Annotated in this window: 20 protein-coding genes; 13 read left to right on the plus strand and 7 right to left on the minus strand. The window is 70.1% G+C overall.

The window, feature by feature from the left end; all coding sequences use genetic code 11:
• The first annotated feature begins 59 nt into the window (after positions 1-59).
• The 3 genes from OG959_RS12500 (at position 60) to OG959_RS12510 (ending at position 1734) form a co-directional block, all read left to right on the plus strand.
• The gene (locus tag OG959_RS12500) at positions 60-692 is read left to right on the plus strand and encodes a DUF6000 family protein (protein ID WP_326658232.1); all 633 of its coding nucleotides are present in this window, start codon (positions 60-62) and stop codon (positions 690-692) included.
• 398 nt (positions 693-1090) lie between these two features.
• Positions 1091-1342 carry a hypothetical protein gene (locus OG959_RS12505; protein WP_056793853.1) on the plus strand — a complete coding sequence of 84 codons (252 nt, stop codon included), beginning with the start codon at positions 1091-1093 and terminating at the stop codon, positions 1340-1342.
• A complete protein-coding gene (locus OG959_RS12510; RefSeq protein WP_326658233.1) occupies positions 1342-1734 on the plus strand; it encodes a DNA-binding protein in 393 nt (130 codons plus the stop codon). The genes OG959_RS12505 and OG959_RS12510 overlap by 1 nt, the downstream gene beginning before the upstream one ends.
• 388 nt (positions 1735-2122) lie before the next feature.
• Here the strand turns inward: OG959_RS12510 and OG959_RS12515 are convergent, their stop codons facing one another.
• Positions 2123-2452, minus strand: a complete 330-nt coding sequence (locus tag OG959_RS12515; RefSeq protein WP_442805564.1) for a hypothetical protein — start codon at positions 2450-2452, stop codon at positions 2123-2125.
• Between the two features lie 23 nt (positions 2453-2475).
• Between OG959_RS12515 and OG959_RS12520 the strand changes: the two genes are divergently transcribed.
• On the plus strand, positions 2476-2745 hold the full coding sequence (locus OG959_RS12520) for a type II toxin-antitoxin system Phd/YefM family antitoxin (protein WP_326658235.1): 270 nt from the start codon (positions 2476-2478) through the stop codon (positions 2743-2745).
• Positions 2738-3001 carry a type II toxin-antitoxin system RelE family toxin gene (locus OG959_RS12525; RefSeq protein ID WP_326658236.1) on the plus strand — a complete coding sequence of 88 codons (264 nt, stop codon included), beginning with the start codon at positions 2738-2740 and terminating at the stop codon, positions 2999-3001. The genes OG959_RS12520 and OG959_RS12525 overlap by 8 nt, the downstream gene beginning before the upstream one ends.
• Positions 3002-3084: 83 nt before the next feature.
• Here OG959_RS12525 and ychF read toward each other — a convergent pair whose 3' ends face one another.
• Complete coding sequence (gene ychF / locus OG959_RS12530) at positions 3085-4173, minus strand: redox-regulated ATPase YchF (RefSeq protein WP_326658237.1); 1089 nt, start codon at positions 4171-4173, stop codon at positions 3085-3087.
• A 418-nt stretch (positions 4174-4591) separates the two neighbouring features.
• Between ychF and OG959_RS12535 the strand changes: the two genes are divergently transcribed.
• Complete coding sequence (locus OG959_RS12535; protein ID WP_326666352.1) at positions 4592-5122, plus strand: DUF6542 domain-containing protein; 531 nt, start codon at positions 4592-4594, stop codon at positions 5120-5122.
• A gap of 20 nt (positions 5123-5142) precedes the next feature.
• On the opposite strand, the gene ppgK is transcribed toward OG959_RS12535, so the two are convergent.
• Both ppgK and OG959_RS12545 read right to left on the minus strand, forming a co-directional pair.
• The gene (gene ppgK / locus OG959_RS12540) at positions 5143-5880 is read right to left on the minus strand and encodes a polyphosphate--glucose phosphotransferase (RefSeq protein ID WP_326658238.1); all 738 of its coding nucleotides are present in this window, start codon (positions 5878-5880) and stop codon (positions 5143-5145) included.
• Positions 5881-5966: 86 nt separating this feature from the next.
• Positions 5967-6956, minus strand: a complete 990-nt coding sequence (locus OG959_RS12545; RefSeq protein ID WP_326658240.1) for a 4-hydroxy-3-methylbut-2-enyl diphosphate reductase — start codon at positions 6954-6956, stop codon at positions 5967-5969.
• A 140-nt stretch (positions 6957-7096) separates the two neighbouring features.
• Here OG959_RS12545 and OG959_RS12550 point away from each other — a divergent pair, with 140 nt between their 5' ends.
• The 4 genes from OG959_RS12550 (at position 7097) to OG959_RS12565 (ending at position 10807) form a co-directional block, all read left to right on the plus strand.
• On the plus strand, positions 7097-8467 hold the full coding sequence (locus OG959_RS12550) for an APC family permease (RefSeq protein ID WP_326658241.1): 1371 nt from the start codon (positions 7097-7099) through the stop codon (positions 8465-8467).
• 72 nt (positions 8468-8539) lie between these two features.
• The gene (gene xseA / locus OG959_RS12555; protein ID WP_326658242.1) at positions 8540-9751 is read left to right on the plus strand and encodes an exodeoxyribonuclease VII large subunit; all 1212 of its coding nucleotides are present in this window, start codon (positions 8540-8542) and stop codon (positions 9749-9751) included.
• A 49-nt stretch (positions 9752-9800) separates the two neighbouring features.
• Positions 9801-10067 (plus strand): exodeoxyribonuclease VII small subunit, encoded by a 267-nt coding sequence (locus OG959_RS12560; protein ID WP_326658243.1) that lies wholly within the window; start codon positions 9801-9803, stop codon positions 10065-10067.
• 149 nt (positions 10068-10216) lie between these two features.
• A complete protein-coding gene (locus OG959_RS12565; RefSeq protein ID WP_326658244.1) occupies positions 10217-10807 on the plus strand; it encodes a malonic semialdehyde reductase in 591 nt (196 codons plus the stop codon).
• A gap of 109 nt (positions 10808-10916) precedes the next feature.
• Here the strand turns inward: OG959_RS12565 and OG959_RS12570 are convergent, their stop codons facing one another.
• A complete protein-coding gene (locus OG959_RS12570) occupies positions 10917-11435 on the minus strand; it encodes a DUF4245 domain-containing protein (RefSeq protein WP_326658245.1) in 519 nt (172 codons plus the stop codon).
• Between the two features lie 232 nt (positions 11436-11667).
• Here OG959_RS12570 and glpX point away from each other — a divergent pair, with 232 nt between their 5' ends.
• Positions 11668-12699 carry a class II fructose-bisphosphatase gene (gene glpX / locus OG959_RS12575; protein ID WP_148020488.1) on the plus strand — a complete coding sequence of 344 codons (1032 nt, stop codon included), beginning with the start codon at positions 11668-11670 and terminating at the stop codon, positions 12697-12699.
• 149 nt (positions 12700-12848) lie between these two features.
• On the opposite strand, the gene OG959_RS12580 is transcribed toward glpX, so the two are convergent.
• Together OG959_RS12580 and OG959_RS12585 are read right to left on the minus strand one after the other, a co-directional pair.
• Positions 12849-13220: a WhiB family transcriptional regulator gene (locus OG959_RS12580; RefSeq protein WP_219571593.1), complete on the minus strand. Its 372-nt coding sequence runs from the start codon at positions 13218-13220 to the stop codon at positions 12849-12851.
• A gap of 196 nt (positions 13221-13416) precedes the next feature.
• Positions 13417-14082, minus strand: coding sequence for a DUF1707 SHOCT-like domain-containing protein (locus tag OG959_RS12585; protein ID WP_326658247.1), 666 nt, complete (start codon positions 14080-14082; stop codon positions 13417-13419).
• A 189-nt stretch (positions 14083-14271) separates the two neighbouring features.
• Between OG959_RS12585 and OG959_RS12590 the strand changes: the two genes are divergently transcribed.
• Both OG959_RS12590 and OG959_RS12595 read left to right on the plus strand, forming a co-directional pair.
• Positions 14272-15948, plus strand: coding sequence for a fumarate hydratase (locus OG959_RS12590; protein WP_326658248.1), 1677 nt, complete (start codon positions 14272-14274; stop codon positions 15946-15948).
• Positions 15949-16537: 589 nt separating this feature from the next.
• Positions 16538-17839: a M18 family aminopeptidase gene (locus OG959_RS12595; RefSeq protein ID WP_326658249.1), complete on the plus strand. Its 1302-nt coding sequence runs from the start codon at positions 16538-16540 to the stop codon at positions 17837-17839.

Here is a 17839-nt window from a genome sequence, read left to right on the forward strand (position 1 = left end):
CCGTCTTCGCCGCCCCCGCCTGGACCGACCGTGCCGACCTGCACCCGGAGAGGTGACCGATGCCGTTCCACCGCCCCCAGGAGACCGACCATCGCCATGTGGTCAAGCGCTATGTGACGAGGAAGCACGGGGGTCTTCCGCGCTACCTGGTACTGAACAGCGGACAGTTCCTGGGCCCCCGGTGGCGGCACACCACACGCTTTACCCGGCACCTGATCGCCGATGCGGCAGCGATCACCGACGAGGACCTGAAAGCCCTCCTCGGGTACGAATGGCGCTCGCGTCTCACCGCCGCCTGGTTGATCGGCGTCGACCGCCGCGAACGGTTCCGGGCACGCATCGGCGACCTGCTCCTGGCCAGCGAGGTCTGCTACTCCGGCGGCGCCTACTGCTTCGCCCTGGCCCGCTTCGGCACCCCCGCGGACGCCGAGATCCTCACCAGCTACCTCGACCACTACCTCCCCCGCACCGACCTCCACTACGACCAGGCCGCAGCCCTCGGCGCCCTCCTCCGCCTCGACGCCCGTCTCGGCACCCACCAAGCCGACCGCTTCACGGAACCCGAAGGCCTCTGGGACCAGTGGGTCCACGCCCTCGCGCACCTCCATGGCTCCCCCTGGCCCATCCCCGCCGAAGAGCACCGCTGGACCGACCGCCAGTGCGACTTCGCCAACGGCTGGACCCGTCCGTAGCACGTCCCGCGCACCGGCAAGCCAGGGGGTGCCGGTGGCGGGACTACGACGTCCGGCCACCGGACAGCAAGCCACCCCACGCCATCCCGCCAGGGCCATGAAGAGAGGGCCCGACTCCGAAGAGTCGGGCCCTCTCTGACCTGCAAGTTTTACGATCGCCGCTGTGGCGACCGGTCAGCCGCTACACGTTGAAGCGGAATGTCTGCGGTCTGATCCTGACCTGCGAAGGAGCCCCATCCAGGCCCCTGACCAGCCATTTCTCCGTTGGCTCGCGTTGGCCTGCGACGGGCGCTTACGGGTGTCCTGCGGACTCTCTGCGGACCGGACGGAACCCGTCCGCACAGTCCGCGCGGCCACGACCATGTACACCCAATACGACCACCGGTAGCATGGACACCATGAGCGGTAGCAAGAAGTACTCGATTAGCCTGCCCGAGGACCTCGCCGAAGCCGCACGCGCCCACGTCGGGCCCGGCGGTTTCTCCTCCTACGTCGCCGAAGCCCTCGAACAACGGGTCGCCATGGACAAGCTCCGGGAGATCGTCGCCGACTTCGCGACCGACAATGACGAGCTCACCCGCGAGGAGGTCGAGGCCGCCCGCACGCTGCTGCGCCATGACCACCGGCAGGTCGGCGGGGCCGCGGCCTGATGCCCGGCACCCTACTGCTCGACAGCGAAGGCCTCTCCAAGCTCTACCGCAAGGACCGCACCGTCATGGCCCTGATCCAAGCGGCGACAGAGGAAGGCATCCGCGTGGCCACAAGCGCCATGACCACCCTCGAGGCCGACTACGAGCGCATTCACCCCGCCCGGATCAAGTGGGTCCTCTCCCGCGTCGACGTTCACGACGTCACCAAGGAGATCACCGATCAGGCCGCAGCCCTCCTGCGCAGCCACCGCCTCCACGGCCACAAGTACGCCATCGACGCCGCCTTCGCCGTCATCGCCCGCACCGCACCCCAGCCAGTCACCGTCCTGACCTCCGACCCCGAGGACCTGACGCTCCTGTGCGACCCCGCCGTAGAGGTCGTCAAAGTCTGAACGCCGACCGCAATCACACCAACCAGACCCGTCACCCACACCTCAGCGCTCCGCGGCACAAGGACTGCACGCGGACGTACACCTGCGCCCGACCCACCAACAAGTGGGCCGGGCACTTTTCTTGACTGCCCGTCAGACGTTGAAGCGGATTGCCTGCGGCTCGATCCTGACCTGCGACGGAAGCGCCCTTAACGCCCTGACCAGGTATTTCTCCGTTGGGGTGCGTTGGTTCCCGACGGTCGCTTACGGGTGTCCTGTGGACTCCTTGCGGACCACTCCCAGCCGCGCCTGCTCCTCCTCGACGATCTGGCGGGCATCGCCGTGCCCGAAACGCCGACCGCGTCGGGCATCGACCCGGCGACGTGCGTACGCGTCGAACAGGCGGGTCTTATTCTTCAGTCCCCGCCATCCGCTCGTCCACCCATGGGTGGACGAGCGGATGGCGGGCCCGGACCGAACGCACCTGCCCCATGCGATGGGTCAGCGCCACCGCCTGGTGTTCGAAGGTCGGTTTGATCTGAGGCTCACAGATGATCGTGACGGACGCAGCCTGCATGTTGAGCCCTCCCCTCGCCGCCCCGATCTGCGCCACCAGCACCGCATGACCCGGCACGGCGGCAAACTCGTCCGCCAGCTGCTGACGGCGCGCGGGCGGCACCTGTCGATGTGGACCGCTGACCTTGAGCGCCGACCGGGACCCGCACGGTTGTGTACACATGGCACACTTGGTACCTTTGCAGTATGAGTCAGCCGCTACCCATAGAGTCCATCCGCGACGTACGCTCCCACCTGGCAGAAGTCGTCGAGCGGGCCGACCGCGACGACGTGCCCACGGTCATCACCCGTCGTGGCAAGCAGGTCGCCGCAGTGGTCTCGATCGAGGTGCTGCGCAAGTACCAGGAGTGGGAAGAGCGCGAGATCAACCGCATCATCGACGAGCGCATGGCGAGCCCGGCCGCCGGTGTCCCGATCGAGGACGTGATGAGGGAGACGCTGGCCCGCAGTGAGTGACTATCGCACCGTGTTCCGGCCCGAGGCCCAAGCCGAGCTGCGCAAGATCCCGCGCGACATGGCGCTTCGTATCCTGGCCAAACTGACACAGCTTGAAAGCGACCCCTTCGGCTTCAACACCACCGCCCTCGTATCCCAGCCTGAGCGCCGCCGCCTACGGGTCGGCGACTACCGTGTCGTCTACACGATCGACAACGGGGAGCTGGTGGTGTGGGTCGTACACGTCGGGCACCGCTCCACGGTCTACGACACGTAGCTGCTCCCGCTGCTGCGGACTATTGTGGACAGCAGAAGGGCCTGACCTGCATCCTCGCAGGTCAGGCCCTTCTGAATACGCGATCACACGTTGAAGCGGAACTCCACCACGTCCCCGTCCTGCATGACGTAGTCCTTGCCCTCCATGCGCGCCTTGCCCTTGGCGCGGGCCTCGGCGACCGAGCCCGTTTCGACCAGGTCGGCGAAGGAGATGATCTCCGCCTTGATGAAGCCCTTCTGGAAGTCGGTGTGGATCACACCGGCCGCCTCGGGGGCCGTGGCGCCCTTCTTGATCGTCCAGGCGCGGGTTTCCTTCGGACCTGCCGTGAGGTAGGTCTGCAGGCCGAGGGTGTCGAAGCCGACGCGGCCGAGGGTCGCGAGGCCGGGCTCCTCCTGGCCCATGGACTGCAGGAGCTCCAGGGCCTCGTCGTCGTCGAGCTCGATCAGCTCGGACTCGATCTTGGCGTTCAGGAAGATGGCCTCGGCGGGGGCGACCAGGGCGCGCTGCTCGTTCTTGAAGTCCTCGTCGACCAGCTCGTCCTCGTCGACGTTGAAGACGTAGAGGAAGGGCTTCGTCGTCAGGAGGTGGAGCTCGTGGAGCAGGCGGCCCGTCTCCGTGCCGGCCGTGATGCCCGCGTGGAAGAGCGTGTCGCCGGCTTCCAGGATCTTCTGGGCCTCCTCGACCGCTGCCAGGACGGCGACCTTCTCCTTCTGGAGGCGGGCCTCCTTCTGGAGGCGGGGGACGGCCTTCTCGACGGACTGGAGGTCGGCGAGGATCAGCTCGGTGTTGATCGTCTCGATGTCGTCCTTGGGCGAGACCTTGCCGTCGACGTGGACGACGTTCTCGTCCTTGAAGGCACGGATGACCTGGCAGATCGCGTCCGACTCACGGATGTTCGCGAGGAACTTGTTACCCAGGCCCTCGCCCTCGCTCGCGCCGCGCACGATGCCCGCGATGTCGACGAAGTCGACCGTCGCCGGGAGCAGCTTCTGGGAGCCGAAGATCTCCGCGAGGGTGTTCAGGCGGGGGTCGGGGACGCCGACGACGCCGACGTTCGGCTCGATCGTGGCGAACGGGTAGTTGGCCGCCAGCACGTCGTTCTTGGTCAGGGCGTTGAAAAGGGTCGACTTGCCGACATTCGGCAGACCGACGATTCCGATCGTGAGCGACACGGTGGCGACTTCCCTAGGGGGTGGACGGGCTCGAATGGACGTCGGGCCCGGGTGGGCCGATTCTCCAGTTTACGGGCGGGGGCGGGTGGCCCGTCACGGGTCCGGGGGGAGGGGGAATCGACGGGGGAACCAGGACCGGACCGGGGTGGTGCTTCGAGTCGGGGCCGGGACGGAATCGGAGGCCGAAACGGTTCCCGTTGGGCCGTGTGGCATCGAACTCATCGCCAAGGTCGCCCAAAGCGCGTGTCCCGCACCTGCTTCCGCCCGCCCCGCGACCTACGTTGTCCCGGTGGAGCAGCACAGGACACGTCCCCCGCAGCGCAGGCAGACCCGGCCGGCCCCGCTGTCCCCGCTCGGGACCAAGGGGGCCAAGGCAGCCGAGGGATCCGTCGGCGAAGGCGCGACCGTCTATCGGGTGATGAGCACCCCGGCCGGCCGGGGTCGCCCGGTGGCACCTGCCGTGCTCGCCCTGCGGCGGCTGCCGAATCCCCGGCTGACCGGTATCGGCGCCGGGCTGTTCGCCGCCGCCGTCATGTTCGTCGTCGGCTGCGCGGACTGGTTGCTGTTCGACGGCTCGTCCGCCGTGTTCGGGGTGCTGTTCCTGCCGGTCAGCGCGCTGACCGCGCTCTGGGTACGGCCCGCCGACCTGGTGACCGCGCCGATCAGCGTGCCGATCGCGTTCGCCGTCGGCATCATCCCGATCTCCGGCGGCACGGGCGGCTTCGGCGGGCAGACCATGGCCGTCGTCACCGCGCTCGCCGTCCACGCCGGCTGGCTGTACGGCGGCACGCTCGTCGCCGGGCTCATCGCGACCGTACGCAAGGTCCGCCTGATGCGGGCCCGGCAGCGGCGGATGCTGCTGGCCGCGCAGACCGCGCGGCCGGCCGGGCAGCCGTCACCGGCGGCGCGGGCCGCGGGACGGGCCCCGCGGCGTCCGTCCCGGCGTTAGGGCGCGGAAGCGCCAGGGCCTCAGCGGCCCGCAGCCGCCATCGCCGCGCCCACGATGCCCGCGTTGTTCTGCAGCTCCGCGGGCACCATCTCCGCCCGCACGTGCTCGATGAGCGGCAGGAACTTGTCCGCCTTGCGGCTGACACCGCCGCCGATGATGAACAGCTCGGGCGAGAACAGCATCTCCACGTGGGCCAGGTACTTCTGCACCCGGTGCGCCCAGTGGTGCCAGCTCAGGTCGCCGTCCTCCTTGGCCTTCGTGGAGGCGTGCTTCTCCGCGTCGTGGCCGTGCAGCTCCAGATGGCCCAGCTCGGTGTTGGGCACGAGCCTGCCGTCGATGAAGAGGGCGCTGCCGATCCCCGTACCGAAGGTCAGCACGATGACCGTGCCCTTGCGGCCCCGGCCCGCGCCGAAGGTCATCTCGGCGATGCCGGCCGCGTCCGCGTCATTCAGGACGGTGACCGGGAGGCCGAGCCTGTCGCCGAGCAGGGTGCGGGCGTCCAGGTCGATCCAGCCCTTGTCGACATTGGCCGCGGTCCGTGTGAGACCGCTGGTGACGACACCCGGGAAGGTGATGCCCACCGGCCCCTGCCAGTCGAAGTGGCCGACCACCTCGGCCACGCACCCGGCCACGTCCTCGGGAGTGGCCGGGTGCGGGGTGAGCACTTTGTGGCGCTCCTGCGCCAGGTCTCCGCGGTCCAGGTCCACGGGAGCACCCTTGATCCCGGATCCGCCGATGTCCACGCCGAAGATCTCCATGTGATCCACGGTACGGGCACCGGGCCCCGCTCACTTCCTGGAACGGGAAACCGGATGAAGAGCGAGCCCGGGCGGTGCGCCGGGTGCTATTCCGCCGACAGTGCCGCCGCCTCCGCGCGCAGGTCGCGGCGGAGCTCCTTGGGCAGCGAGAAGACGATCGACTCCTCGGCCGCCTTCACGATCTCCACGTCCTCGAAGCCCCGCTCGGACAGCCAGGCCAGCACTCCGTCGACCAGGACCTCGGGCACGGACGCGCCGGAGGTGACCCCGACCGTGGAGACGCCCTCCAGCCAGGCCTCCTCGATCTCGTCGGCGGAGTCGACGAGGTGGGAGTCGCCCGCACCCGCGCCGAGCGCGACCTCGACCAGGCGGACCGAGTTCGAGGAGTTCTTCGAGCCGACGACGATCACCAGGTCGGCGTCCGCGCCCATCTGCTTCACCGCGATCTGGCGGTTCTGCGTGGCGTAGCAGATGTCGTCGCTGGGCGGCGAGATCAGGAGCGGGAACTTCTCCTTGAGCGCGCCGACGGTCTCCATCGTCTCGTCGACCGAGAGCGTGGTCTGGGAGAGCCAGACCACCCTGGACGGGTCGCGCACCTCGACGTTCGCGACGTCCTCGGGGCCGTCGACCAGGGTGATGTGGTCGGGGGCCTCGCCGGAGGTGCCGATGACCTCCTCGTGGCCCTCGTGGCCGATCAGGAGGATGTCGAAGTCGTCCTGCGCGAAGCGGACGGCTTCCTTGTGGACCTTGGTGACGAGCGGGCAGGTCGCGTCGATCGTGGCGAGCTTCCGCTCGGCCGCCTCCTCGTGCACGGTCGGCGCGACGCCGTGCGCGGAGAACATGACGATCGAGCCCTCGGGGACCTCCGCGGTCTCCTCGACGAAGATCGCGCCCTTCTTCTCCAGGGTCTGCACGACGTACTTGTTGTGGACGATCTCGTGGCGTACGTAGACCGGGGAGCCGTACTGCTCCAGGGCCTTCTCCACGGCGATCACGGCACGGTCCACGCCGGCGCAGTAGCCACGGGGAGCGGCGAGCAGGACGCGGCGGGGTGTCGGAGCAGTCATGCGTCCCATCGTAACGGCCTCTCCCGGGGCAGGGGGCGGACCGCTCCCTGCCCCGGGAGAGGCCGTTAGGCCGTACCGAACAGGCGCGGGGGCGGCGGGGTCGGGAGACTGATCATCACGCGACCGATGACGCGAACGACGGAGGGCTCATGGCCGGCAGCGGCACGGAAACCGGCACCGGCGGCTCCACGGAGCAGGCGAGGCTGCGGCGGACGCTCGGCTTCCGGGACCTGGTGGTCTACGGGCTGCTCTTCATCGCCCCGATGGCCCCCGTCGGCGTCTTCGGCACCCTCGACGCGAAATCCGACGGTGCCGTGGCGCTGGTGTACATCGCCGCGACCGTCGTGATGGCGTTCACCGCCTTCAGCTACGCCCAGATGGTGCGGGTCGCCCCGCTGGCGGGTTCCGTCTTCGCGTACGCCCGCAAGGGGCTCGGCGAAGGGCCCGGGTTCATCGCCGGGTGGATGGCGATGCTGGACTACCTGCTGATCCCCGCGGTGGCCTACCTCTTCTCGGGGATCGCCATGAACGCGCTGGTGCCCGAGGTGTCGCGCTGGGTGTGGACGGCGCTGGCGGTGGTTCTCACGACGCTGCTCAACCTCTGGGGCGTACGGGCGGCGGCCCGGGTCGGCTTCGCGGTGCTCGCGATGGAGATCGTGGTGTTGTTGGTGTTCCTGGTGTCCGCGGTGGTGGTGCTCGTACGGGACGGGGCGCAGCGCGGCTGGCTGTCGCCGCTCACCGGGGATTCAGGCTTCTCCATGGCGGCGGTGCTGGGCGCGGTGTCCGTGGCGGTGCTCTCGTATCTGGGCTTCGACGCCATCGCCTCGTTCGCGGAGGAGGTGACGGGCGGCTCGGCGAAGGTGGCGCGGGCGGTCCTGTTCTGTCTGGTGCTGGCCGGGGTGCTGTTCGTGTCGCAGGCGTATCTGGCCGCGCTGCTCGAACCGATGACGTCGGCGGAGCTGGCCGCCGATCCGGTGGCGCAGGGCTCGGCGTTCTACGACACGGTGGACTCCGCGGTCGGGACCTGGCTGCACGATCTGGTGGCGGTCAGCAAGGCGATCGGGGCGGCGTTCGCGGCGCTGGCCGGGCAGGCGGCGGCGGGGCGGCTGCTGTTCGCGATGGCCCGGGAGCGCCGGCTGCCCGCGCTGCTGTCCAAGGTCGATCCGGGTTCGGGGGTGCCGAGGATCGCGATCCTGATCGCGGCGGCCGTCACGATGGTGGCGGCGGTGTGGGCGGCCCGGCGGGACGACGGTCTGGATCATCTGGTGTCGGTGGTGGACGTCGGGGCGCTGACCGCGTTCGTCCTGCTCCACGCGTCGGTGGTCGGCTGGTTCGCGGTGCGGCGGATGGAGGGGCCGCCGAGCTGGTGGCGCCATGTCCTGGTCCCGGTGGTGGGGGCCGGGGTGCTGATCGCGGTGATCGTGGAGGCGACGACGAGCGCTCAGGTGGTGGGCGCGTGCTGGCTGGCGGTGGGGTTGGTGGTGCTCGCGGTGCAGCGGGGGCGCCGGTCGGTGACCTGAGGGGCGGTCCTCGGCGCCCGGGGGCGGCGCGGACCGGTCCTGGTGTCGGTGCCGGCGGATACGCTCGCTCGCATGGCTCTCCAAACTTCCCCGGAAGCTCCGCTGCCCGTCGGTGACGTGTCGCGGCTGATCGGCGGCTGGATCGACCGGCTCGGCGCGGTCTGGGTCGAGGGGCAGATCACGCAGTTGTCGCGGCGGCCGGGTGCCGGAGTCGTGTTCCTGACCCTGCGCGATCCGTCCCACGACATCTCGGTGAGCGTGACGTGCTTCCGGCAGGTCTTCGACCGCATCGCGGACGTGGTGACGGAGGGCGCGCGCGTCGTCGTCCTCGCGAAGCCCGAGTGGTACGCACCACGCGGCCAGCTCTCGCTGCGGGCCACGGAGATACGGCCGGTCGGCATCGGCGAACTGCTGGTCCGGCTGGAGCAGCTCAAGAAGTCCCTGGCCTCGGAGGGCCTCTTCGCTCTCGACCGCAAGAGGCCGCTGCCCTTCCTGCCCCAGCTGATCGGGCTGGTCTGCGGACGCGCGTCGGCGGCCGAGCGCGACGTGCTGGAGAACGCGCGCCGCCGGTGGCCCGCCGTCCGCTTCGAGGTGCGCAACACCGCGGTGCAGGGTGTGCACGCGGTGAACCAGGTGGTCCACGCGGTCAAGGAGCTCGACGCCCTCGACGAGGTGGACGTGATCGTCGTGGCGCGCGGCGGGGGCAGCGTGGAGGATCTGCTGCCGTTCTCCGACGAGGAGCTGATCCGTACGGTCGCCGCGTGCCGCACCCCGGTCGTCTCGGCGATCGGGCATGAACCCGACTCCCCCTTGCTCGACCTGGTCGCCGACGTGCGGGCCTCCACCCCCACGGACGCGGCGAAGAAGATCGTGCCCGATGTGGGCGAGGAGCTGGACCGGGTGCAGCAACTGCGGGACCGGGCGCTGCGGACGGTACGGGGGCTGCTCGACCGGGAGGAGCGAGGCCTGGCGCATGCGCTGGGGCGGCCCTCCATGGAGCACCCGCAGCGGATGGTGGACGAGCGCGCCTCGGAGGTCGACGCGCTGATCGGGCGGGGCCGGCGGGTGCTGGGCCATCTGCTGGACCGCGCGGACTCGGAGCTCGCCCACACCCGCGCCCGGGTCCTCGCGCTGTCGCCCGCGGCAACGCTGGAGCGGGGCTACGCGGTGCTCCAGCGGGCGGACGGGCACGTGGTCCGGGACCCGGCCGACGCGGGCGCCGCCGGGGACGCGCTGCGGGCCCGGGTGTCGGGGGGCGAGTTCACGGTGCGGGTCGACGGGTGAGCGGCCGCGGCCGCAGGGAACGGACATGCCGACGCATAGGGTGGATCACATGACGGACGACGGGACGACGACGGCTGCGGCGACGGGCACGCTCGGTTACGAGCAGGCGCGCGACGAGCTGATCGAGGTGGTGCGCCGGCTGGAGGCGGGCGGAACCTCACTGGAGGACTCCCTCGCGCTGTGGGAGCGCGGCGAGGAGCTGGCGAAGGTGTGCCGGCACTGGCTGGAGGGTGCGCGCGCCCGTCTCGACGCGGCGCTGGCGGGACCTGCCGCCCCCGAGCGGGACGCCGGGGACACGGCGGCCGACGCGGGCTGAGAGACACAGGCCCGGCGCAGCGGCGCAAGGTGTCCGCGTTGTGGGGTCAGTCACTCCCCTCCCGTTTTAGTTGAAAGTTAACCTACCTCTCCCGTACCGTGATCAGCGTTGCTTGATCCCCCGTGTACGTCCGGAAGGTAATACGCAAGATGTCCCTCGTTCTTGACCCCGCCGCCCAGGACCTCCTCTTCCGTGAGGCCCGCACCGCCAACACCTTCACCGACGAGCCGGTGACCGACGAGCAGGTCCAGGCCATCTACGACCTGGTCAAGTACGGCCCGACCGCGTTCAACCAGTCGCCGCTGCGCGTCGTCCTGGTCCGTTCGGACGAGGCCCGCGCCCGTCTGGTCCCGCACATGGCCGAGGGCAACCAGCCGAAGACCTCGACCGCCCCGCTGGTCGCGATCCTGGCCACGGACAACGAGTTCCACGAGGAGCTCCCGGCCCTGCTGCCGCACTTCCCGCAGGCCAAGGACATGTTCTTCTCCGAGCGTCCGGTCCGTGAGTCGGCCGCCACGCTGAACGGCGCCCTGCAGGCCGCCTACTTCATCATCGGCGTACGCGCCGCCGGCCTGGCCGCCGGCCCGATGACGGGCTACGACGCCGCCGGGATCGAGAAGGAGTTCCTCGACGGCGACCACAACGTGCTGATGGTCGTCAACATCGGCAAGCCGGGCGAGGACGCCTGGTTCCCGCGTCTGCCGCGCCTGGCGTTCGACGAGGTCGTCCAGACCGTCTGAGCCACGCCGCCCCCACGGGCACATGAACACGAGGAAGGCCCTGGAGCATGTACTCCAGGGCCTTCCTCGTACCCGTGCGCCGACATCCCCGTACGCCGAAGCGCAGGCGTCAGGACGTCTTGAGCGACGCCGCCATCTCCGCCAGCCGCTCCGCCGAGGCCGATCCGGTCACGACCGTGGTCGCGCCCTTGTCCTGGCGCACGAGGGCGTCGTACTTCGGGCCCTCCCAGTGCTGCCAGGTCTCCCCCGCCACCTGCTGCGTGCGGCCGGTGTCCTTCGCCTTCTGGCTGACCTCGGAGACGTACTTCTCAGCGGCGGACGTGGACTGCTCCACCGCTACGTACTTGCCGTCCGGGTCCAGGAATCCCAGGTGCCAGCTGTTGCCCGCCTCGCGGTCGTAACCGACCGAGGTGGGCTTCCAGTCCTGCGCCAGACCGCTCGGGGCCACCACCGGATACGGGGCCGCGCGCCGCGCGGTCAGAAGCTCGACCCGGTAGTCGACCGCCTTGACCGGATCGGCCTTGTCGTCGTGCGGAACGAAGATGTAGGCGACGCCCGCCACCGCGGAGATCACCGCCAACGACAGGAACATGTCCCGCACTGTCTGCTTGCTTCGCTTGCTTGCCACGCGTCCATCGTCGCATCAGCCCCGGCGGCACCGAAGCCCGGGACCGCGTCGGGACACCGGATCGCGACACGGGCCTCATCGGTCTCGCGAGAGGGGCCCGGCCGGGCGGCCGGATCGGCCGCCCGATCGAGAGGGTCCGCTCATTCGTGACCCGGTCTGCTCATTTTATCGACCTGACGATAGAGTCACATCACCCTCATCCGGTCGTCGTCGTACAGAAAGGTGCGCTCCGATGTCCGAGCATCATCTGCCGTCCCAGCTGGAGGTCTCCCCGGAGGCCCCCGACCGCAACCTCGCCCTGGAGCTCGTCCGGGTCACCGAGGCCGCCGCCATGGCCGCCGGGCGCTGGGTCGGCCGCGGGGACAAGATCGGCGCCGACGGCGCCGCCGTGAAGGCCATGCGGACCCTCGTCTCCACCGTGTCGATGAACGGCATCGTCGTCATCGGTGAGGGCGAGAAGGACGAGGCCCCCATGCTGTTCAACGGCGAGCGCGTCGGCGACGGCACCGGCCCCGAGGTCGACATCGCCGTCGACCCGATCGACGGCACCACCCTGAACGCCAAGGGCATGCCGAACGCCATCGCCGTGCTGGCCGCCGCGGACCGGGGCGCGATGTTCGACCCGTCCGCCGTCTTCTACATGGACAAGCTGGTCACGGGCCCCGAGGCCGCCGACTTCGTCGACATCAACGCCCCCGTCTCGGTGAACATCCGCCGAGTCGCGAAGGCGAAGAACTCCATGCCCGAGGACGTCACCGTCGTCATCCTGGACCGCCCCCGCCACGAGGGCATCGTCAGGGAGATCCGGGAGACCGGCGCCCGGATCAAGTTCATCTCCGACGGCGACGTCGCGGGCTCGATCATGGCCGCCCGCGAGGGCACCGGCGTCGACCTGCTGATGGGGATCGGCGGCACGCCCGAGGGCATCATCTCGGCCTGCGCCATAAAGTGCCTGGGCGGTGTCATCCAGGGCAAGCTCTGGCCGAAGGACGAGGCCGAACGGCAGCGCGCCCTGGACGCCGGACACGACCTGGACCGGGTGCTGTCCACGGACGACCTGGTCAGCGGCGACAACGTGTTCTTCGTGGCCACCGGCATCACGGACGGCGAGCTGATGCGCGGCGTGCGCTACCGCGCGGAGACGGCGACGACCGAGTCGATCGTCATGCGCTCCAAGTCGGGCACCATCCGGAAGATCGACTCCACCCACCGGCTGTCGAAGCTGCGCGCCTACAGCGCAATCGACTTCGACCGCGCGAAGTGACGTAGGTACGTCCCCGCGAAGAGGCGCCCCCATGTGCGGTGGGGGCGCCTCTTCGCGTCAGCGGATGCGAAGAGCGGGACGGGCGCGCGTACGGGTACGGGTACGGGCGCGCGTACGGGTACGCGTACGGAGATGGTTCGGTGTTTCCGTCAGCCGGCCGCGGCGATGTGACCGGTGGCGCCGGATGCCTTGAGCTCCGCCTCGCGCCGCCTGCGGCGGGCGAGCGCCACGCGGCGTTCGGCAGCCGTGAGTCCGCCCCACACTCCGTACGGCTCCGGTTGCACCAGGGCGTGTTCGCGGCATTCGATCATCACGGGGCACCGCGCGCAGACCCGCTTCGCGGACTCCTCGCGCGAGAGTCGGGCAGCAGTCGGCTCCTTCGACGGGGCGAAGAACAGCCCGGCTTCATCCCGGCGGCACACCGCCTCCGAATGCCAGGGGCCTGCCTGGTCCTCCCGAGCGGGGGTCCGCTGGGGAGGGATGGCGGCGACCTGCAGGGGCTGATGCGGCAGTTGCAGCACGGTCCACTCCTGACGACGGCTTCGCGAGCAAGAGGCGATGCAGCACTCCCTACCCGCTGTGCGCGCGCCTATGCACTGAGTGGCACTCAGTTCCGGTCCACGGAATTGCGGTCGAGCATATTTCCGCCCGGAATCCGCCCCCGCGCAACGCCCCGCCTCCGCGCGCCCTTACGCGCCGTCGCACCTCGCGCCGTTGTCAGTGACCGAGGTGTTTACGCAGCCTGTCCTGCAGGTCAGCAATGAACTTGCCCCGCTTGGGCCTCGCCTCCACGCTGCCGAACACCGAATATCCGTTGACGGCCACCACGGGAGCCTCGGGATCCGCCGATTCCAGCGTGGTGACTTCGAAACTGCCGAAAATCCCCGTTCCGCTTCCGCGCAGCGAGATGTTCTCGGGAACCCTGATGTCCACGCTTCCGAAGACGGAAGTCGCATTGATCACCGTGAGCCGCTGTCCGAAAAGGGCCTCGGTCAGATCGATTTCCACACTGCCGAACAGCGAGAACGCGTTCGTGCGCCCGCCGACCCGCCAGCGGCCCCTGCGGCTGGCGCTGCTGAAGATCGCGACCAGGTTGTCGGCGGGCCCCGTGGGCACCTCGGGGGTCGGGGCGTACGAGGCGCCGACGGGCCGGGGAGTGCCGCCCGGCGCCGGCAGGTCCCGTACCAGCGGTTCGAGTTCCCCGACGGTCTTGGCACGGTAGACGGAGTCGACCCGCTCGGCATGCTCGTCTGCGGTCAGCCGGCCCTCGGCCATCGCCTCACGCAGGATGTCCGCGATCCGGTCGCGGTCCGCGTCGGAGGCGCGGATGACGTCGGGTTCCGCCCGCGCGGTGGGCTGCTGGGGGTGCTTTTCGAGGTCCACCGACCCAGCGTACCCAAACGCGATAGATCGCGACTAGGGGGTGGCCGGGCGCGGCGGGCCCCTGTCGCGAGCCGGCCTCCGGGGCGGAATCGGGATGAGCCCTACCTCACAGACCCGCCGCCCTCGCGGGGTCCTACCCTGGTGGGTGCGCTGCCCAAGGGAGGGCAGCCGCTGTCTGCCGAGTGAGGAATGGCCGTAATGCCAGAGTTTGCGTACTCCGATCTGCTCCCCCTGGGAGAGGACACCACGCCGTACCGCCTGGTCACCGCCGAGGGTGTGTCCACCTTCGAGGCCGACGGACGGACGTTCCTCAAGGTCGAGCCGGAGGCGCTGCGCACCCTGGCCGCCGAGGCCATGCACGACATCTCGCACTATCTGCGGCCCGCGCACCTGGCGCAGCTGCGGCGGATCGTCGACGACCCCGAGGCCTCGTCCAACGACAAGTTCGTCGCGCTCGACCTGCTCAAGAACGCGAACATCGCCGCCGCGGGTGTCCTGCCGATGTGCCAGGACACCGGCACCGCGATCGTCATGGGCAAGCGCGGACAGAACGTGCTGACCTCGGGTGGTGACGAGGAGGCCCTGTCGCACGGCATCTTCGACGCGTACACCGAGCTCAACCTGCGCTACTCACAGATGGCCCCGCTGAACATGTGGGACGAGAAGAACACCGGCTCGAACCTCCCGGCCCAGATCGAGCTGTACGCGACCGACGGCGGCGCGTACAAGTTCCTCTTCATGGCCAAGGGCGGCGGTTCGGCCAACAAGTCGTTCCTCTTCCAGGAGACCAAGGCGGTCCTCAACGAGGTCTCCATGATGAAGTTCCTGGAGGAGAAGATCCGTTCGCTGGGTACGGCGGCCTGCCCGCCGTACCACCTGGCGATCGTCGTCGGCGGTACGTCGGCCGAGTTCGCGCTGAAGACCGCGAAGTACGCCTCCGCGCACTACCTGGACGAGCTGCCCGCCGAGGGCTCCCCCACCGGTCACGGCTTCCGTGACAAGGAGCTGGAGGAGAAGGTCTTCGAGCTGACGCAGAAGATCGGCATCGGGGCGCAGTTCGGCGGCAAGTACTTCTGCCACGACGTGCGGGTGGTCCGTCTTCCCCGGCACGGCGCCTCGCTGCCCGTCGCCATCGCCGTGTCCTGCTCGGCCGACCGCCAGGCGACCGCGAAGATCACCGCCGAGGGCGTCTTCCTGGAGCAGCTGGAGAAGGACCCGGCGCGCTTCCTCCCCGACACCACCGACGAGCACCTGGACGAGTCCGGGGACGTCGTGAGGATCGACCTCAACCGGCCGATGGACGACATCCTCGCCGAGCTGACGAAGTACCCGGTCAAGACCCGGCTCTCGCTGACCGGCCCGCTGGTCGTGGCGCGCGACATCGCGCACGCCAAGATCAAGGAGCGGCTGGACGCGGGCGAGGAGATGCCGCAGTACCTCAAGGACCACCCCGTGTACTACGCGGGTCCCGCGAAGACGCCCGAGGGCTACGCCTCCGGTTCCTTCGGCCCGACGACGGCCGGCCGGATGGACAGCTACGTCGCGCAGTTCCAGGCGGCGGGCGGCTCCAAGGTGATGCTGGCCAAGGGCAACCGCTCCAGGCAGGTCACCGACGCGTGCGACGCGCACGGCGGGTTCTACCTCGGTTCGATCGGCGGTCCGGCGGCCCGTCTCGCACAGGACTGCATCAAGAAGGTCGAGGTCGTCGAGTACGAGGAGCTCGGCATGGAGGCGGTCTGGAAGATCGAGGTCGAGGACTTCCCGGCGTTCGTCGTCGTCGACGACAAGGGCAACGACTTCTTCACCGAGCCGGCCCCCGCTCCGACGTTCACCAGCATTCCGGTGCGTGGTCCCGGCCTCGGCTGACCGACCCCCCGCACCCGCACCATCGAAGGGCGCCCCGGCCACGGCCGGGGCGCCCTTCGGCGTCGAGCGAGACGTCGGCGGCAGGGAACCGGCCGCATGGCCGGTCCGTGTGACCGCTCCGCGCGGCCTGTCCCCATACGGCCGCTCCGTACGAGCCGGTCCGCGCGGCCTGTCCCCATACGGCGAAATTCAGCCAAACTCGCGCAGCGCTGCCCGGCGCCGCCCGCTCCTCTCCCGCGTCCGGATCGCGCCCCTGCCACGGCCCCCGCACACGAGGCGTCTCGCCCCGGACGTGCGGACCGGGCCGCGCACGGCCGCCCCGGACGGTTCCGCATCACCCGCGGGGACCGCGCCCGCACCACCGCTTTCGCGCAGAGAGCCGTCCGTACGGCTTGCGGGGAGCCGTGCCGATGCGGTGAGTTGTCCGCGTTGGGCCGGAGAACCGTGCCTCTTCCTCCGCCGCCCCGACTCCCGGTCCCCCACACCGGAACACCCCGCCTCCCGGCCCGGACGCCGGGACCAGACACCCGGCTGTCCGAACCCACACCGAACCACCCTCACCGTCCCGATCCGGAAAGGCGGACACCGCATGACGCCGGTCCCTCACCGCAGCCACGCCGACGACCTGCTCTCCTTCATCAGGGCCAGCCCCTCCCCGTACCACGCCGTGGCGAGCGCGGCCCAACGCCTGGAGAAGGCCGGTTTCCGTGAGCTGCGGGGCACCGACGACTGGACGGGCACCACGGGCGGCAGCTTCGTCGTCAGCGGCGGAGCCCTGATCGCCTGGTACGCCCCCGAGGGCACGCCCTGCCCCACCCCGTTCCGGATCATCGGCACCCACACCGACTCGCCGAACCTGCGGATCAAGCCCACCCCCGACACCGGATCCGCCGGCTGGCGGCAGATCGCGGTGGAGATCTACGGCGGGGTCCCGCTCAACACCTGGCTCGACCGCGACCTGGGCATCTCGGGCCGGCTGGCCCTGCGGGGACCGGGCGGCCTGACCGACTCCCGACTCGTCCAGATCGACGAACCGCTGCTGCGCGTGCCCCAGCTGGCGATCCATCTGGACCGTTCCGTCAACGACGGCCTCTCGCTGGACCGGCAGCGGCACATCGCCCCGGTCTGGTCGCTCGGCGCCGCGGAGGAGGGGGCGCTGCTGCGCAGGGTCGCCGCGGCGGCCGAGGCCGAACCGGACGAGGTGCTCGGCTGGGACCTGATGCTCCACGACATCCAGCCCCCCGGATACCTGGGCGCCGAAAGGGAGTTCCTGGTCTCCTCGCGGCTGGACAACCTGGTGTCGGTGCACGCGGGCGTCACGGCCCTGGCCGGCGCGGCGACGGCGGGCGGGGAACCCGCGTACATCCCCGTCCTGGCGGCCTTCGACCACGAGGAGGTCGGCAGCGGTTCGGACACGGGTGCGCAGAGCCCGCTGCTGGAGAGGGTGCTGAGCCGTTCGGTCACCGCCCGCGGCGGCAGCCAGGAGGACTGGTCGCGGGCCCTGTCCGGTGCCTTCTGCGTCTCGGCCGACATGGCACACGCCGTCCACCCCAACTACGCGGAACGGCACGACCCCGACCACCGCCCGCTGCCCAACGGCGGCCCCACCGTCAAGGTCAACGTCAACCAGCGCTACGCGACCGACTCGACGGGGATCGCGATGTTCACGTCGGCCTGCGAGCGGGCGGGCGCGCCGTGGCAGCCGTTCGTCTCCAACAACGCGATGCCGTGCGGTACGTCCATCGGACCGCTCACCGCGGCCCGGCTGGGTGTGCGGACCGTCGATGTGGGGGTGCCGGGCCTTTCGATGCACTCGGCGCGCGAGCTGTGCGGGGCGGACGACCCGGGGTACCTGGCGGCGATCCTCAGCGAGTTCGTGACCTCGGGCTGA

The sequence above is a fragment of the Streptomyces sp. NBC_00385 genome, from assembly GCF_035917155.1.
Classification (GTDB): Bacteria; Actinomycetota; Actinomycetes; order Streptomycetales; family Streptomycetaceae; genus Streptomyces; species Streptomyces poriferorum.

Coding starts and splice junctions, on each gene's coding strand:
- OG959_RS12500 (WP_326658232.1), top strand. CDS start 60: ATGCCGTTCCACCGCCCCCAGGAGACCGACCATCGCCATGTGGTCAAG.
- OG959_RS12505 (WP_056793853.1), top strand. CDS start 1,091: ATGAGCGGTAGCAAGAAGTACTCGATTAGCCTGCCCGAGGACCTCGCC.
- OG959_RS12510 (WP_326658233.1), top strand. CDS start 1,342: ATGCCCGGCACCCTACTGCTCGACAGCGAAGGCCTCTCCAAGCTCTAC.
- OG959_RS12515 (WP_442805564.1), bottom strand. CDS start 2,452: ATGTGTACACAACCGTGCGGGTCCCGGTCGGCGCTCAAGGTCAGCGGT.
- OG959_RS12520 (WP_326658235.1), top strand. CDS start 2,476: ATGAGTCAGCCGCTACCCATAGAGTCCATCCGCGACGTACGCTCCCAC.
- OG959_RS12535 (WP_326666352.1), top strand. CDS start 4,592: ATGAGCACCCCGGCCGGCCGGGGTCGCCCGGTGGCACCTGCCGTGCTC.
- ppgK (WP_326658238.1), bottom strand. CDS start 5,880: ATGGAGATCTTCGGCGTGGACATCGGCGGATCCGGGATCAAGGGTGCT.
- OG959_RS12545 (WP_326658240.1), bottom strand. CDS start 6,956: ATGGGACGCATGACTGCTCCGACACCCCGCCGCGTCCTGCTCGCCGCT.
- OG959_RS12550 (WP_326658241.1), top strand. CDS start 7,097: ATGGCCGGCAGCGGCACGGAAACCGGCACCGGCGGCTCCACGGAGCAG.
- xseA (WP_326658242.1), top strand. CDS start 8,540: ATGGCTCTCCAAACTTCCCCGGAAGCTCCGCTGCCCGTCGGTGACGTG.
- OG959_RS12560 (WP_326658243.1), top strand. CDS start 9,801: ATGACGGACGACGGGACGACGACGGCTGCGGCGACGGGCACGCTCGGT.
- OG959_RS12565 (WP_326658244.1), top strand. CDS start 10,217: ATGTCCCTCGTTCTTGACCCCGCCGCCCAGGACCTCCTCTTCCGTGAG.
- glpX (WP_148020488.1), top strand. CDS start 11,668: ATGTCCGAGCATCATCTGCCGTCCCAGCTGGAGGTCTCCCCGGAGGCC.
- OG959_RS12590 (WP_326658248.1), top strand. CDS start 14,272: ATGGCCGTAATGCCAGAGTTTGCGTACTCCGATCTGCTCCCCCTGGGA.
- OG959_RS12595 (WP_326658249.1), top strand. CDS start 16,538: ATGACGCCGGTCCCTCACCGCAGCCACGCCGACGACCTGCTCTCCTTC.